Origin of the sequence: Bacteroides zoogleoformans (genome assembly GCF_002998435.1) — a bacterium.
In the GTDB taxonomy this organism is placed as follows: Bacteria; Bacteroidota; Bacteroidia; order Bacteroidales; family Bacteroidaceae; genus Bacteroides; species Bacteroides zoogleoformans.
The window spans coordinates 766,596-782,500 of record NZ_CP027231.1 but is presented as its reverse complement, the minus strand read 5'-3'; the positions used below and the strand labels follow the sequence as shown (position 1 = coordinate 782,500).

12 protein-coding genes (1 of these 12 only partly in view) are annotated in these 15,905 nt (G+C 49.1%); 8 read left to right on the top strand and 4 right to left on the bottom strand.

Annotated elements, in window-relative coordinates:
• From C4H11_RS03380 to C4H11_RS03345, 8 genes are all read left to right on the top strand, one after another.
• Positions 1–629, top strand: partial view of a DUF2764 family protein gene (locus C4H11_RS03380; protein WP_106040455.1) — the 3' portion only. The gene continues 214 nt to the left of window position 1, outside the view; 629 of the gene's 843 nt are visible here — the last part of the coding sequence; its start codon lies beyond the left edge, outside the window; its stop codon occupies positions 627–629.
• An 18-nt stretch (positions 630–647) separates the two neighbouring features.
• Positions 648–2,402, top strand: a complete 1,755-nt coding sequence (locus C4H11_RS03375; RefSeq protein ID WP_106040454.1) for a V-type ATP synthase subunit A — start codon at positions 648–650, stop codon at positions 2,400–2,402.
• 149 nt (positions 2,403–2,551) lie between these two features.
• Positions 2,552–3,880, top strand: coding sequence for a V-type ATP synthase subunit B (locus tag C4H11_RS03370; protein ID WP_106040453.1), 1,329 nt, complete (start codon positions 2,552–2,554; stop codon positions 3,878–3,880).
• A gap of 26 nt (positions 3,881–3,906) precedes the next feature.
• On the top strand, positions 3,907–4,512 hold the full coding sequence (locus C4H11_RS03365; RefSeq protein WP_106040452.1) for a V-type ATP synthase subunit D: 606 nt from the start codon (positions 3,907–3,909) through the stop codon (positions 4,510–4,512).
• A complete protein-coding gene (locus C4H11_RS03360) occupies positions 4,509–6,335 on the top strand; it encodes a V-type ATP synthase subunit I (protein ID WP_106040451.1) in 1,827 nt (608 codons plus the stop codon). Before C4H11_RS03365 ends, C4H11_RS03360 begins: the two co-directional genes overlap by 4 nt.
• A 34-nt stretch (positions 6,336–6,369) precedes the next feature.
• The gene (locus C4H11_RS03355; RefSeq protein WP_106040450.1) at positions 6,370–6,789 is read left to right on the top strand and encodes an ATPase; all 420 of its coding nucleotides are present in this window, start codon (positions 6,370–6,372) and stop codon (positions 6,787–6,789) included.
• A gap of 308 nt (positions 6,790–7,097) precedes the next feature.
• Positions 7,098–8,753, top strand: a complete 1,656-nt coding sequence (locus C4H11_RS03350; protein ID WP_106040449.1) for a glycogen/starch synthase — start codon at positions 7,098–7,100, stop codon at positions 8,751–8,753.
• Positions 8,754–8,789: 36 nt separating this feature from the next.
• The gene (locus C4H11_RS03345) at positions 8,790–11,354 is read left to right on the top strand and encodes a glycosyltransferase family 1 protein (RefSeq protein WP_106040448.1); all 2,565 of its coding nucleotides are present in this window, start codon (positions 8,790–8,792) and stop codon (positions 11,352–11,354) included.
• A 263-nt stretch (positions 11,355–11,617) separates the two neighbouring features.
• Here C4H11_RS03345 and C4H11_RS03340 read toward each other — a convergent pair whose 3' ends face one another.
• The 4 genes from C4H11_RS03340 to C4H11_RS03325 all read right to left on the bottom strand — a co-directional run bounded on the left by C4H11_RS03340 (position 11,618) and on the right by C4H11_RS03325 (position 15,767).
• Positions 11,618–11,986, bottom strand: coding sequence for a DUF2023 family protein (locus C4H11_RS03340; protein ID WP_106040447.1), 369 nt, complete (start codon positions 11,984–11,986; stop codon positions 11,618–11,620).
• 49 nt (positions 11,987–12,035) lie between these two features.
• A complete protein-coding gene (fldA, locus tag C4H11_RS03335) occupies positions 12,036–12,542 on the bottom strand; it encodes a flavodoxin FldA (RefSeq protein ID WP_106040446.1) in 507 nt (168 codons plus the stop codon).
• 508 nt (positions 12,543–13,050) lie between these two features.
• Positions 13,051–13,551 (bottom strand): anaerobic ribonucleoside-triphosphate reductase activating protein, encoded by a 501-nt coding sequence (gene nrdG, locus C4H11_RS03330; RefSeq protein ID WP_106040445.1) that lies wholly within the window; start codon positions 13,549–13,551, stop codon positions 13,051–13,053.
• An 8-nt stretch (positions 13,552–13,559) separates the two neighbouring features.
• Positions 13,560–15,767, bottom strand: coding sequence for an anaerobic ribonucleoside triphosphate reductase (locus C4H11_RS03325; protein ID WP_106040444.1), 2,208 nt, complete (start codon positions 15,765–15,767; stop codon positions 13,560–13,562).
• Between the last annotated feature and the right edge of the window lie 138 nt (positions 15,768–15,905).

Genomic DNA, 15,905 nt, shown 5'->3' with positions numbered 1-15,905 from the left:
ACTATGCTGCCGGGGAATTGACGGAGTATATCTCTCGATTGAAAGAGGGTGATGAACTGCCCGATGGTGTCTTCCCTTCCTATCTGTGTGCTTTTATCTCTGAATATTTCAGTATGCCTGCCGGCGGAAATGGTGTCTTGTATGAGAACCGTCTGGCTGCGCTTTATTATGCCTATGCAATGAAGTGTAAGAATCGTTTTGTAGCTTCATGGTTTACTTTCAATCTTACCGTGAACAATGTATTGACAGCACTTACGGCTCGAAAGTTCAAGATGGAGGTTGCCCCGCTTATTGTGGGTGATACGGAGGTGTGCGAAGCGTTGCGAACTTCGAATGCGCGTGATTTCGGCTTGGGCAGTGAGGTGGAATATTTGGAGCAGTTGGTGAAAATCAGTGAAACGAATGAGTTGGTGGAACGGGAAAAGAAGATAGACCAACTCCGTTGGGATTGGATGGAAGAAGCTACCGTTTTCGACTATTTCACGGTAGAACGTCTGTTCGTCTTCCTGCAACAGCTGGAGATGATTGAGCGTTGGATTTCATTGGACAAAGAAAAGGGTAACCGATTGTTTCGCAGCATGATTGCTGCTTTGAAAGACGAAGTACAGATACCCGCAGAATTCAGATAAAATAAATAACATGATTATATGGCAACAAAAGGAACTGTAAGTGGCGTAATAGCCAACATGGTGACCCTCGTCGTTGACGGACCGGTAGCGCAAAACGAGATTTGCTATATCTCGACCGGTGGAGACAGGTTGATGGCGGAGGTGATTAAGGTGGTAGGCACCCAGGTTTATGTACAGGTGTTTGAAAGCACCCGCGGACTAAAGGTGGGAGCCGAGGCCGAGTTTACCGGACACATGCTCGAAGTGACGCTGGGGCCGGGTATGCTTTCAAAGAATTATGATGGTCTGCAGAACGACCTAGACAAAATGGATGGCGTTTTCCTGAAACGCGGACAATACACCTATCCGCTGGATAAAGCAAGCAAATGGCATTTTGTCCCTTTGGTGAAGGTGGGCGACAAGGTAGAAGCTGCCGCTTGGCTGGGGCAAGTGAATGAAAATTTCCAGCCGTTGAAAATCATGGTGCCTTTTGAACAAAAGGGTGTATGTACTGTGAAGTCCATTGTAGCAGAAGGTGACTACACCATTGAAGATACTGTTGCGGTGCTGACCGATGAAGAAGGCAACGACATCCAAGTGAACATGATACAGAAATGGCCCGTGAAGCGTGCCATGACGAGCTATAAAGAAAAGCCCCGTCCTTTCAAATTGTTGGAAACCGGAGTACGTGTCATCGATACGGCCAATCCGATAGTGGAAGGAGGTACGGGATTTATTCCCGGTCCGTTCGGTACAGGCAAGACGGTGCTTCAGCATGCCATTTCCAAGCAGGCGGAGGCGGATATCGTTATCATAGCGGCTTGCGGAGAGCGTGCCAACGAGGTGGTGGAAATCTTTACGGAATTTCCCGAGCTGGTAGACCCGCACACCGGACGTAAACTGATGGAGCGTACCATTATCATTGCCAATACCTCGAACATGCCGGTTGCCGCGCGTGAAGCATCTGTCTACACGGCCATGACGATTGCCGAATATTATCGCAGCATGGGATTGAAGGTATTGCTGATGGCCGATTCCACATCGCGTTGGGCACAGGCATTGCGCGAGATGTCCAACCGTATGGAAGAACTTCCCGGACCCGATGCTTTCCCGATGGACTTGTCATCCATCATATCCAACTTCTACGGTCGTGCCGGTTATGTGACGTTGAACAACGGCGAGACGGGTTCCATTACATTCATCGGTACGGTATCTCCCGCCGGCGGTAACTTGAAGGAGCCGGTAACCGAGAATACAAAAAAGGTGGCCCGTTGTTTCTATGCCCTTGAGCAAGACCGTGCCGACAAAAAACGTTATCCGGCGGTTAACCCGATTGATTCTTATTCTAAATACATTGAATATCCCGAATTCGCGGACTACATCAGCAAGCGCATCAACGGCGAGTGGATTGGAAAGGTAAATGAAGTCAAGACCCGTTTGCAGCGGGGTAAGGAGATTGCAGAGCAAATCAACATTCTGGGTGATGACGGTGTGCCTGTAGAGTATCACGTGACGTTCTGGAAATCGGAATTGATAGACTTCGTTATCTTGCAGCAAGACGCTTTCGACGAGATTGATGCCGTGACTCCAATGGATCGTCAGGAAGAAATTCTGAATATGGTGATAAACATCTGTCATACTGAATTTAAGTTTGATAACTTCAATGAGGTGATGGACTACTTCAAGAAGATGATTAACATCTGCAAGCAGATGAACTACTCGAAGTTCAAGTCTGAAGCTTACGATGGCTTTTACAAGCAGTTGTCGGAACTGATTGAAGAGCGTAGAGCTTGAAAGAACGACTTGCCGTTTTGAAGTTTACGATTTTCTGTTCAGGGGTTTTACAGATACAGGCCTTGCGGCAGAAGGGTGAGCGGAGAAATTGCGGGAAGAATGACGAGAGATTAAAATGGTAAATAGTAAATTGTCAAATAGATAAATAAATGGCAACAAAAGCATTTCAAAAAATATATACCAAGATAACGCAGATTACCAAAGCTACGTGTTCGCTCAAGGCAACCGGAGTGGGATATGACGAGTTGGCGACGGTGAACGGTAAACTGGCGCAGGTGGTAAAGATTGCCGGCGACGAAGTGACTTTGCAGGTGTTTGAAGGTACGGAAGGCATTCCTACCAATGCAGAGGTGGTATTCTTGGGCAAGGCTCCTACAATCAAAGTGAGCGAGCAGCTTGCCGGACGCTTCTTCAACGCATTTGGCGACCCCATTGACGGCGGTCCCGCCATTGAAGGCGAAGAGGTGGAAATCGGCGGTCCGTCAGTGAATCCGGTCCGTCGTAAACAGCCTTCGGAACTCATTGCAACCGGTATTGCAGGTATCGACTTAAACAATACGCTGGTGTCCGGACAGAAGATTCCGTTTTTTGCTGACCCCGACCAGCCTTTCAATCAGGTGATGGCCAATGTGGCGCTGCGTGCCGAGACGGACAAGATTATTCTGGGCGGCATGGGTATGACGAATGACGACTACCTCTACTTCAAGAACGTGTTTTCCAATGCCGGTGCGCTCGACCGTATCGTCAGCTTCATGAACACTACCGAGAACCCTCCGGTGGAGCGTCTGCTGATTCCGGACATGGCCCTGACAGCTGCCGAATATTTCGCGGTGAACAATAATGAGAAGGTGCTGGTTCTGCTGACGGACATGACTTCTTATGCCGATGCCTTGGCCATTGTGTCCAACCGTATGGATCAGATTCCTTCCAAGGACTCCATGCCCGGCTCCCTCTATTCGGATTTGGCAAAGATATACGAGAAGGCGGTGCAGTTCCCAAGTGGCGGTTCGATAACGATTATTGCAGTGACGACCCTCTCAGGTGGCGATATCACGCATGCCGTACCCGACAATACAGGGTATATCACGGAAGGACAGTTGTTCCTCCGCCGTGACAGCGATATCGGTAAGGTGATTGTAGATCCTTTCCGTTCCTTGTCGCGTCTGAAGCAGTTGGTTACGGGAAAGAAGACGCGTAAAGACCATCCACAGGTGATGAACGCCGCCGTGCGTCTGTACGCCGATGCCGCCAATGCCAAGACCAAGCTTGAAAACGGTTTCGACCTGACGAATTACGACGAACGTACGCTTGCTTTTGCGAAAGACTACTCCAACCAACTGTTGGCCATTGACGTCAATCTCGATACCACCGAAATGCTCGATGTAGCTTGGGACTTGTTCGGCAAGTATTTCCGTTCCGAGGAAGTGAATATCAAGAAAGAGTTGGTAGACGAATTTTGGCCGAAAACAAATCACTAATCACTAATCGTTAATCACTAAAAGAAGTGGCTATCAAGTTTCAATATAACAAGACCTCCCTCCAGCAGTTGGAAAAGCAACTGAAGGTGCGCGTGCGTACACTTCCCATCATCAAGAACAAGGAGAGTGCCCTGCGCATGGAAGTGAAGCGCTGCAAAACCGATGCTGCCGCGCTGGACGCGAGGTTGGAAAAGGAAATCCAAGCTTACGAAGCCATGTTCGCCCTTTGGAATGAGTTCGACGCCTCATTGATAAAGGTCAGCGATGTTCATCTCGGCGTGAAGAAGATTGCCGGCGTAAGGGTGCCGTTGCTCGAAAACGTGGATTTCGAGATACGTCCGTACAGTCTGTTCAGCGCTCCCAAATGGTATGCGGACGGGTTGCACTTGCTCAAGTCGTTGGCGCATACCGCCATTGAGCGCGAATTTACCGTTGCCAAACTGAACTTGCTGGAACATGCGCGTAAAAAGACCACCCAGAAGGTGAATCTTTTTGAGAAAGTACAGATTCCGGGTTATCAGGATGCGCTGCGCAAAATCAAACGATTCATGGAAGACGAAGAAAACCTCTCCAAGTCGTCGCAGAAAATCATGAAGTCCCATCAAGAGAAAAGGAAGGAGGCAGAGGCATGATCACAAAAATGAAGAAGCTCACATTCCTTGTGTATCATAAGGAGTACGAACAGTTCTTGCAGCAGATTCGAGAATTGGGAGTGGTGCATATTGTCGAGAAGCAACGGGGCGAGATGGACGATACTCTGCTGCGTTTCGTGCAGAAACGCACGCTCTACAAGAATATGCTTCAGAGTATGTATCTTTTGGCTGATAAACAACCCGAAGAAACGGTACATAAAGACGAATCGGCGGATGCTTTGGTGAAATCATATGAGGACTTACAGACAAAGATACAAGACCTGAACCAGCAAATTCCCGCTATCGACAAAGACAGGGCACAGATGGAAATCTGGGGAGATTTTGATTGGAAGACTGTGCGCAGATTGGAAAGCGCAGGTTGGTTTGTACAATTCTATACTTGTGCGGAAAAGGAATACAACGATGCATGGGCGGAAGATTACAACGCCATCGTAGTGAAGGAAGATGGCGGGCACCTCTATTTTGTGACCGTCAATCCCCGACCCGTAGAACTGGATGCCGAACAGCTGAGACTGCCTTCGCTGAGCCTTTCGGAGCTGAATCGAAAGAGAACCGATACGGAAGAAGCGCTGGAGCAGGCGCGTGCCGAACTGAAAGCATTCTGCAAGGCAAACTATCGTACATTGGAACAGTACAGCCTGTTGCTCGAAGGAGACATAGACCTGCTGAAAGTGAAACTGAACAGTGAGCGCACGGTCGAAGGGGCTGTCGTGTTGCTGGAAGGCTGGATACCGGAAGACAATGAAGCCGAAGTGACAAAGTTGCTTGCCGAAAACGGCACTTACTATGAAATTAGAAGCGCCAAGCGCGAGGACAATGCGCCCATCAAGCTGAAAAACAATGCCTATACCCGCATGTACGAAGTGCTGACAAAAATGTATGGCATGCCCGATTATGCAGAGTTCGACCCTACACCGATTCTTGCACCTTTCTTCTCGTTGTTCTTTGCCTTCTGTATGGGCGATGCCGGTTATGGATTGGTGCTGATTGCACTCGGATTCATTCTGAAGAAGAAACTATCGGCATCCTTGCGCGGCATGATGAATCTGGTGATTACGCTGGGCATCTTTACCACCGTTTTCGGTGCTGTGCTGGGAACGTTCTTCGGAGTGAGCCTCTTCGATTTGGAGATACCCGCACCGCTGAAAGAGTTCATGATTGTGGGCAAGATAGGCGATACCGGCTATGATAAACAAATGCTGTTGGCACTGATTATCGGTGCGGTTCATATTTGCATCGCCATGACGGTGAAAGCTGTGGGGCAGACCGTGCGTTTCGGATTCAAGGAGTCGCTCAGCGCATGGGGCTGGTTGCTGTTGGTGGTAGGTTTTATCTGCACCGGCGGACTCTCTTTCTTCAAGATTATTTCGGAAGAAGTCTCTACATGGGCGTTCATCGTGATTGGCGGCATTTCGGCCATCGGCATTTATCTGCTGAACAATATTCATCGGAATGTATTCGTCAACATCGGTGCCGGCGTATGGGATACCTACAACATGGCTACCGGTCTGATGGGCGACATCTTGTCCTATATCCGTCTGTATGCCCTTGGGCTGGCAGGCGGTATGCTGGGAGGCGTTTTCAATCAGCTTGCATTTATGGTGAACGATGCGGCAGGTCCGCTTTTGGGTTGGTTGTTCTGCGGACTGATATTGGTATTCGGTCACTCGTTGAACATTGCGATGTCCTGCCTGAGCGCATTTGTGCATCCGCTTCGTCTGACGTTCGTCGAATACTTTAAGAACTCCGGTTACGAAGGTAAGGGCGAAGCCTACAACCCTTTTAGCGTAGTGAAGAAATAAACAAATTGAAAAACAAATAAAAAGAAGAAGCATTATGAATGAAATTTTAGGTTATCTCGGTTTGGGTCTGATGTTGGCCCTTGCAGGAATTGGTAGTTGTTTTGGCACCACCATAGCAGGTAGTGCGGCAGAAGGCGCTTTGAAGAAAGACCCTTCCAAGTCGGCCAGTTACATGATTTTGTCGGCTCTTCCGGCCACGCAGGGACTTTACGGTTTCGTGGCCTTCTTGATGTCTATGGGCAGGGATTTTGCTACGGACGGCCCTTTGATGCTCGGCATCGGACTGGGTGTAGGTTTGGTATGTTTGTTCTCGGCCATTCGCCAAGGACAGATTTGCGCACATGGCATCGCCGGCATTTCACAAGGACACGACGTGCAGACCAACACCATGATTTATGCCGCCCTTCCGGAGTTTTACGCTATCTTGGCATTGGTGGCCGCATTGATGGTATAAGCATAAAATAGAGGCTTATTCTCAAGAAGCCTCCATAATGTCTTTATAGACACGGACTTTGCGGATTTCACGGATTTTGTCGGTAGACACACCGTGCTAATCCGCAAAGTCCGCTACCTTTTTATCTCCTCATGCTTTTTCTTTCCTGTCCTCACATTTCATCTCCCTTTCTTTCCAAACTTTGTCAGGTACCAAGTGTGATGTTTATGCATCTTTCATTAGTTTTTTCGATTAAAAGGCTATTTTTCAAAGAATAATATGTAATTTTGCGCCGCATTATTTTTAGAAAAAGAGATTGTAACGTAAATATGATTAAAGAACTACTTACCCCCGATTATATCTTCGAAGCAAGTTGGGAAGTATGTAATAAAGTAGGCGGTATCTATACAGTCTTATCCACCAAGGCAACTACTTTGCAGGCAAAGTTTCGTGATAAGCTGTTTTATATCGGACCGGATATTTGGCAAGGAAAAGAAAATCCATTGTTTGTCGAGTCCGACACTCTTTGGGCAGCATGGAGAAAGCATGCAGCCGAGAAAGAAAACCTTTCAGTCCGCATCGGACGTTGGAATATCCCCGGTGCTCCCATCGTTATTTTGGTAGACTTCACCCCATTCTTCGCACGGAAAAACGAAATCTATACCGACATGTGGAATCGCTTTCAGGTGGATTCGTTGCATGCTTATGGTGATTATGATGAAGCATCTATGTTTGCTTATGCCACCGGGAAGGTGACGGAAAGTTTCTGTCGCTATAATCTGCTGGAGACAGACAGCATTGTGTTTCAGGCACATGAGTGGATGACCGGTATGGGGGCGCTCTACCTTCAGGCCGCAGTTCCCGAAATAGCAACTATCTTCACTACCCATGCCACCTCCATAGGTCGTTCCATTGCAGGCAACGGCAAGCCTTTGTATGACTATCTTTTTGCATACAACGGCGACCAGATGGCGCAAGAACTGAATATCGAGTCAAAACATTCCATAGAGAAGCAGGCGGCCCATTATGTAGATTGCTTCACCACAGTGAGCGAAATTACGAACAACGAGTGCAAGGAACTGCTCGAAAAATCGGCCGACGTGGTGCTGATGAATGGTTTTGAGGACGGCTTTGTGCCAAAGGGCTCTACTTTTACCGGCAAGCGCAAACGTGCCCGTTCCGCCATGTTGCGGGTGGCAAACTGCCTGTTGGGCGAGGATTTGGATGACGACACACTGATTGTAGGCACCAGCGGACGATATGAGTTCAAGAACAAAGGCATCAATCTTTTTCTCGAAGCATTGAACCGGCTGAACCGTGACAGAAACCTGAAGAAGAAAGTGTTGGCCTTCGTAAATGTACCCGGTTGGGTAGGAGAACCCCGCGAAGATTTGCGGCAGCGCCTCAAGAGTAAAGATAATTTCTCCACTGCTCTGGAGTGTCCTTTTATCACACATTGGTTGCGCAACATGACGCACGATCAAGTGCTTGATATGCTGAAATATCTCGGCATGGGAAATCGTCCTGAAGATAAAGTGAAAGTGATTTTCGTGCCTTGCTACCTCGATGGCAAAGACGGCATCTTCAACAAACATTACTATGACATCATTTTAGGCCAAGACCTTAGCGTTTATCCCTCCTATTACGAGCCATGGGGCTATACGCCGCTGGAAAGTGTGGCTTTCCGCGTGCCTACTATCACTACCGATCTCGCCGGCTTTGGACGCTGGGTGAATGGCCTGAAGAACCAGCATGGCATAGACGATGGCGTGGAGGTACTACACCGTTCGGACTACAACTGTTCTGAAGTGGCTGACGGTATCAAAGATACCATTGCCTTGTTTTCTGCCAAGACGGAAACAGAAGTCAAGGAAATAAGAAAGCGTGCCGCCCGGGTGGCCGAGCAGGCTTTGTGGAAACACTTTATACAATATTATTATGAGGCTTACGACATTGCCTTGCGCAATGCTGCAAAGCGTTGTTAAATTTTAAAGATTTATTAATCAATTAGTAATCATACAATGAAGATTAAAGTTAGTAATGCAAACACTCCGAACTGGAAAGATGTGAATGTGAAGGCTCACATTCCTCCCGAATTGGAGAAATTATCGGAAATTGCACGCAACATTTGGTGGTCATGGAATTATGAAGCCACCGAACTGTTCAGAGATCTTGACTCTGAGCTCTGGAAAGAAGTAGGACAGAATCCGATACTGCTGCTGGAACGTATGAGTTATGCTAAACTCGAAGCACTTGCCAAAGATAAGGCGATTTTGCGCAGAATGGAAGACGTTTATTCCAAATTCCGCGCTTATATGGATATGGCTCCTGACAGTAACCGCCCGTCGGTGGCATATTTCAGTATGGAGTATGGGTTGAATCATGTACTTAAAATATACTCCGGCGGCTTGGGTGTGCTTGCCGGCGACTACCTGAAAGAAGCATCCGACAGCAACGTCGATATGTGTGCGGTCGGTTTCCTGTATCGTTACGGCTATTTCACTCAAACATTGTCTATGGACGGGCAGCAAGTGGCCAATTACGAAGCGCAGAACTTCGGCCAGTTACCCATCGACCGTGTGTTGGACGAAAACGGCCAGCAAGTGGTGGTGGATGTGCCTTATATGGACTACTACGTGCATGCCTATGTGTGGAGAGTGAACGTAGGACGCATCGCCCTCTATCTGCTCGATACGGACAACGAGATGAACAGCGAGTTCGACCGTCCCATCACGCATCAGCTTTATGGCGGCGACTGGGAGAACCGTCTGAAGCAAGAGATTCTGCTTGGTATCGGAGGTATGCTGACCTTGAAGAAGCTGGGCATCAAGAAAGATATTTATCATTGCAACGAAGGGCATGCCGCCTTGATAAACGTGCAGCGTATTTGCGACTATGTGGCTGAAGGATTGACCTACGATCAGGCCATTGAGCTGGTGCGCGTCTCTTCGCTTTACACGGTACACACACCGGTGCCCGCAGGTCACGATTACTTTGACGAAGGCCTGTTCGGGAAGTACATGGGAGGCTATCCTTCTAAGATGGGCATCAGTTGGGACGACTTGATGGACCTCGGACGTAATAATCCGGGCGACAAGAACGAGCGTTTCTGCATGTCGGTGTTTGCATGCAACACTTCGCAGGAGGTGAACGGCGTGAGCTGGCTGCACGGAAAGGTTTCGCAGGAGATGTTCGCTTCCATCTGGAAGGGCTATTTCCCCGAAGAAAGCCACGTGGGCTATGTCACCAACGGTGTTCACTTCCCCACATGGAGCGCAACGGAGTGGAAGCATCTCTACGCTTCGCATTTCGATGAGAACTTCTGGTACGACCAGTCCAATCCCAAGATTTGGGAAGCTATTTACAATGTTTCCGACGAAGAAATCTGGAAGACGCGCATGGTGATGAAGAATAAACTGATTGACTACGTGCGCAAGCAATACCGTGAAAGCTGGCTGAAGAATCAGGGCGATCCTTCGCGCATCGTTTCTTTGCTGGACAAGATTAATCCGAACGCGTTGATGATAGGTTTCGGCCGTCGTTTCGCCACCTATAAGCGTGCACACCTGCTGTTTACCGACTTGGAGCGTCTGTCCAAGATTGTGAACAATCCCGATTATCCGGTACAATTCCTGTTCACCGGCAAGGCTCATCCCCACGATGGCGCAGGTCAGGGATTGATTAAGCGCATCATTGAAATCTCCCGTCGTCCCGAATTCCTCGGCAAGATTATCTTCTTGGAGAACTACGATATGCAGTTGGCTCGCCGTCTGGTTTCGGGTGTGGATATCTGGCTGAACACGCCGACCCGTCCGCTCGAAGCATCCGGAACTTCCGGCGAGAAAGCGCTGATGAACGGTGTGCTGAACTTCTCCGTACTCGATGGCTGGTGGCTGGAAGGCTACCGCGAAGGTGCAGGCTGGGCGTTGACCGAAAAGCGTACTTATCAAAATCAGGAGCATCAGGACCAACTGGATGCCGCCACCATTTACAGCATCCTCGAACAGGAAATCCTGCCTCTGTATTATGCGCGCAACAAGAAAGGTTATTCCGAAGGATGGGTGAAAACCATCAAGAACTCCATCGCCCGGATTGCTCCTCATTACACCATGAAGCGCCAGTTGGACGATTACTTCAGCAAGTTCTACAACAAGCAGGCCGAACGTTTCAAGACGCTGGCCGCCGATGGTTATGCCAAAGCCAAAGAGATTGCAGCTTGGAAGGAAGAAGTGGCCGGGAAGTGGGATAGCATCGAAGTGGTGTCTTCCGAAATGACGGAAGATTTGATGAAGGGTTCCATCGAGAGCGGTAAGGAATATACCATTACTTACGTCATCAACGAGAAGGGATTGAACGATGCTGTCGGTCTGGAACTGGTAACTACTTATATGGCTCACGACGGTCAGCAGCACGTCTACTCCGTAGAGCCGTTCGAGGTGGTGAAGAAGGAGGGCAACCTATATACGTTCAGGGTGAAGCACAAGCTGGAGAATGCCGGCAGCTTCAAGGTATCCTACCGTATGTTCCCGAAGAATGCCGACCTGCCTCACCGTCAGGATTTCTGCTACGTTCGCTGGTTCATTTGAGTTTGAGCACGCGATGCTGAAAGAAGAAGGCTGTCCTCGGAGAGAAACGGGACAGCCTTCTTTCGCTTCTGTAAAGTTAACCCGAAAAACATCATTCACCTGTGTGATTCAAAAGAGAAACCGTTTTTCTGAACGTACTCTCCGAACGGTATGACAAAAGTGCTGATTACACGGTTTTGATGCGATGCCCTCAAACAAAGCCACAAAAATGTCTTTACGACATCCTTGCGGCTTCATTTTTTGTGCCGAAACGTTCGGGGAAATTATGCACTTGTCATACTCTTGTTTTTGCGTGCACAATAACGTTCGCACTGGGCACAGATATCATAACCCAACATGGCACCGAGAATGAAGTCTTCTTCGGGTGTCAGTTGATTCAGCGGGCGGGTCACCATGCAACGGATAGCGTGTATACACTCCGGTCTTCCGAAGAATAGATTAATTTTATTTTTGTCTACCGGCTGGATAAGGTACTCTATCTTCTGATTTCTCAGACGGGCTGTGGCAAATTCTTCGTATTTGCGGTTGACAGTATAGAGCACCATCTGGCGAACTCCCTTCTTGAACTCATAGACGTGGTTCAGAAAGACTTTCAGGTCTGCGGGCAGAATGTCGGCGGATGATATCGTCATATAATAAACACATGCAAAGAAAAAATCAAAAGGATATTTTGAACAAGCCTTAAAGCTTGCTCTTCAGTTCGGCCGTCCAAGCATCGATACGCCCGGCGGTTTTGTGGCTTTCGTTCACTTCGTCGAGGGCAAGCCCTACGAAAGCGCCGTTCACCACAGCGATGGATGAAGAGAAAGAATAATCGTCCGGACTGACTTTATTGCCCAAGAACGTGCATCCGGAGTCTTTCAGGTCTTCATAAAGTATTCCGATACCGTCGCAGAATGTGTCGCAGTAGGATTCTGAATCTCCACATCCGAACAGAGCGACAAACTTCATGGAAAGATCTGCGCTTTTCAGCACTTTCATACCGTCGTACCAGTCGTCTTGCAATTCGCCGTCACCCCACGTCGAAGTTCCCAATACCAATACCTCGTATTCCTGAATCAGTTCGGCGGTCATCTTGTCCACACTGTGTACGTCAGCGGAGGAAACGCCTAATTTCCCGGCTATCTGAGTAGCCAACTCTTCGCAGGTTCCGGTGCTGGAACCATAAAAAACACCTGTTTTCTTCATCGTGAATAAAATAATTAATTTGTCTGCTGCAAAGTAAAGCCTTTGCCGGAGAATGTGAAATACCTACTTGTGGGGCTTTTCACGGTGTGCAGCTCCCTATTTTTGGTTAGCTTGTTTTGTGTAGAGATGTTTCTCGGCCTACCTATTAATGGGGATGCTGTATGCCCTTTACACATTTTCGGGTGACGGAGCGCAATGAGGAGGACGCGGGCTGATGGAAATAATTATTGCTGATAACAAGCGACTTACGCTTGTACAAGTGAGAGGCCACACTTGTACAAGCATCGCTTTTTATTTGTACAAGTGTAGCCTTTCACTTGTAGGAGTGTAAGCTATCACTTGTACAAGTGTGCGTTGTCGGTAGGTGCAAGTGTTGAAGAGGTATGGATTGTTCCGCTCTGTCCTTCCTGAAAACAGAAAATAGACCGAAAATAGACTTAAAGCAAGCCGGGTAAAAAACTTTTCTGTGAGAATTTAAACAGGAACTAAGGTAATTTCAAGACAGCTTCTAAATCTTGGGATTGTAGTTGTAGGTCACGGTTTCGTTCCTTTTCAGCGAAGCCTGCACGTCTATCAGACGCTGGTTGCGGCTTCCCCGGAAGTAGAGCTCTTCATCCCGCAGCTCTTCTTTGAATTTTCCGTCCACCAGCACGTCGATGTATTCCAGCAGCTTGGCTTGGCGCGGATTGTTCAGCAGCTTTTCAAAAGTATATCCCGTATAGCACCAGATGTTTTTCCGGCTCTGTTTTTTGATGGCGTATGCCAGTTGGGCGAAGCCTTCGGGCTGAAACATGGGGTCGCCGCCACTGAAGGTGACGTCTGCAAAATTGTCGGCAAGCACTTTTTCCAGAATCTCGTCGACGCTCATCCGGCGTCCTCGGTTGATGTCCCACGAATCGGGATTGTGGCATCCGGGACATCGGTTGGGGCATCCGGCGGCATAAATGGCGGTCCGGAATCCCGGACCGTCCACTGTGGTATCTTCTAATATATCAAGAATGGAAAGCATGGCTGTATTTACTCGTGTATCGTTCTATCGTTCAGTTCGGCCAGCTTGGCATTGTTCCACCGGTCGGTAGTGCCTACCAGATAGCCGGTGATGCGCTGCAGCTTGTCTATGTGCTTGCTGCCGCATTTGGGACATACTTCCAGATTCGGAACGGAGTTTTCGTAACCGCAATCCAGACAACGGTTGCGGTTGTGGTTCACCGAGCCGTACCCGATGTTGTAGCAGTCCATCATGTCCACCACGCGCATGATAACTTCCGGATTGTGGGTGGCGTCGCCGTCAATCTCCACATAGAAGATGTGGCCGCCCCGGGTGAGGTCGTGATAGGGGGCTTCGACTTCGGCCTTGTGGCGGGCGCTGCATTTGTAATACACGGGCACGTGATTGGAGTTGGTGTAATATTCGCGGTCGGTGATGCCCGGCAACATTCCGAACTTCTTGCGGTCTATGCGGGTGAACTTGCCCGACAATCCTTCGGCCGGGGTGGCCAGAATGCTGTAATTGTGCTGATATTGGTCGGAGAACTGATTGGCCCGGTCGCGCATGTAGGTCACGATTTTCAGTCCAAGTTCCTGTGCTTCCTCCGATTCGCCGTGGTGCTTTCCGAGGAGAGCCACGAGACACTCGGCCAATCCGATGAAGCCGATGCCCAGCGTTCCCTGATTGATGACGGGGGCAATGGTGTCATTGGGCTTCAGTTTGTCGCTGCCTATCCACAAGGCGGACATCAGCAACGGGAATTGCTTGGCGAAAGCTGTCTTTTGGAATTCCATGCGCTCGTGCAGTTGGCGTGCGGTGACTTCGAGCATGTAGTCCAGCCGGGAAAAGAAACGGGCGATGCGTTGTTCTTTATTTTCTATCTCCATGCACTCGATGCCCAGACGGACAATGTTGATGGTGGAGAAGGAGAGGTTTCCTCGTCCGATGGACGTCTTCGGGCCGAAACGGTTCTCGAAGACACGGGTGCGGCATCCCATGGTGGCAACCTCGTGCTGATAGCGCTTCGGGTCGTTGGCTTTCCACTCTTCGCTTTGGTTGAAGGTGGCGTCCAGATTCAGGAAGTTGGGGAAGAAACGGCGTGCCGTGACTTTGCAGGCCAACTGGTAGAGGTCGTGGTTGCGGTCTTCCGGCAGGTAGCTGACGCCCCGTTTTTTCTTCCATATCTGTATGGGGAAGATGGCGGTTTCGCCGTTTCCCACGCCCTGATAGGTGCTTTTCAGCAGTTCGCGGATGATGCAGCGCCCCTCTGCCGAAGTGTCCGTGCCGTAGTTGATGGAGCTGAACACCACCTGATTACCGCCGCGCGAGTGGATGGTGTTCATGTTGTGTATAAATGCTTCCATGGCCTGATGCACGCGTGCCACCGTGTTGTTGACGGCATGCTGCACGATGCGTTTCTCGTCAGTCAGCCCGTCCAGAGGCTGCTGCAAATAATCGGTCAGTTCCTTTTGGTAGAGGTGTGAATAATCCTTGCAGTTAAGCTCTTCCAGATTCTTGATTTCCTCGATGTAGCTGTTTCGGACGTAGGGCGCCAGATAGAAGTCGAATGCAGGAATGGCTTGTCCGCCGTGCATCTCGTTTTGGGCCGTTTCCAGCGAAATGCAGCCAAGGATGCTGGCGGTTTCGATGCGTTTGGCCGGGCGCGATTCTCCGTGTCCGGCAGAGAAACCGTATTTCAGAATATGGTCCAGCGGATGCTGCACGCAGGTCAGGCTCTTGGTGGGGTAGTAATCCTTGTCGTGGATGTGCAGGTAGTTGTGGCTGACGGCTTCCAGCGCTTCTTCGCTCAGCAAATAGTCGTCGACAAACGGTTTGGTGGTTTCGCTGGCAAACTTCATCATCATGCCGGCCGGGGTGTCGGCATTCATGTTGGCGTTCTCGCGCGTGATGTCGTTGGATTTGATATTGATGATTTCCAGAAACATGTCGCGCGTCTTTGCTTTGCGGGCGATGCTTCGCTGGTTGCGGTATGCTATGTACTTTTGGGCCACGTCTTTGCGGCTGCTCTTCATCAGTTCCAGTTCCACCATGTCCTGAATGGCTTCCACTGTCATCTGAGAGTCTCCTTTGAAGGAGATGTGGTCTGTAATCTGGTGTATCAGCTGTAAATCTTCACCCTTATCGGTGTGCAGCATGGCCTTACGGATGGCCGTGGCTATCTTTTCTTCGTTGAAGCCGACGATGCGTCCATCACGCTTTAGTACTGTTTGTATCATAACTTTTTATGCTTAAAACGGGATTGGTTATTTAGAGTAATTGTGGAAACAAAGTTATCATTCTTATTTATAAGTTTATGTTTTTGGGAAACTTTTGTCGCTTTAAAAAGTGTTAATCGGTTGATTGTTAATTGTTTT

Excerpts from the sequence above, each read along its gene's own strand:
- C4H11_RS03350 (WP_106040449.1), top strand. The coding sequence starts at position 7,098 with ATGATTAAAGAACTACTTACCCCCGATTATATCTTCGAAGCAAGTTGG.
- C4H11_RS03345 (WP_106040448.1), top strand. The coding sequence starts at position 8,790 with ATGAAGATTAAAGTTAGTAATGCAAACACTCCGAACTGGAAAGATGTG.
- C4H11_RS03375 (WP_106040454.1), top strand. The coding sequence starts at position 648 with ATGGCAACAAAAGGAACTGTAAGTGGCGTAATAGCCAACATGGTGACC.
- nrdG (WP_106040445.1), bottom strand. The coding sequence starts at position 13,551 with ATGCTTTCCATTCTTGATATATTAGAAGATACCACAGTGGACGGTCCG.
- C4H11_RS03340 (WP_106040447.1), bottom strand. The coding sequence starts at position 11,986 with ATGACGATATCATCCGCCGACATTCTGCCCGCAGACCTGAAAGTCTTT.
- C4H11_RS03370 (WP_106040453.1), top strand. The coding sequence starts at position 2,552 with ATGGCAACAAAAGCATTTCAAAAAATATATACCAAGATAACGCAGATT.
- fldA (WP_106040446.1), bottom strand. The coding sequence starts at position 12,542 with ATGAAGAAAACAGGTGTTTTTTATGGTTCCAGCACCGGAACCTGCGAA.
- C4H11_RS03355 (WP_106040450.1), top strand. The coding sequence starts at position 6,370 with ATGAATGAAATTTTAGGTTATCTCGGTTTGGGTCTGATGTTGGCCCTT.
- C4H11_RS03325 (WP_106040444.1), bottom strand. The coding sequence starts at position 15,767 with ATGATACAAACAGTACTAAAGCGTGATGGACGCATCGTCGGCTTCAAC.
- C4H11_RS03360 (WP_106040451.1), top strand. The coding sequence starts at position 4,509 with ATGATCACAAAAATGAAGAAGCTCACATTCCTTGTGTATCATAAGGAG.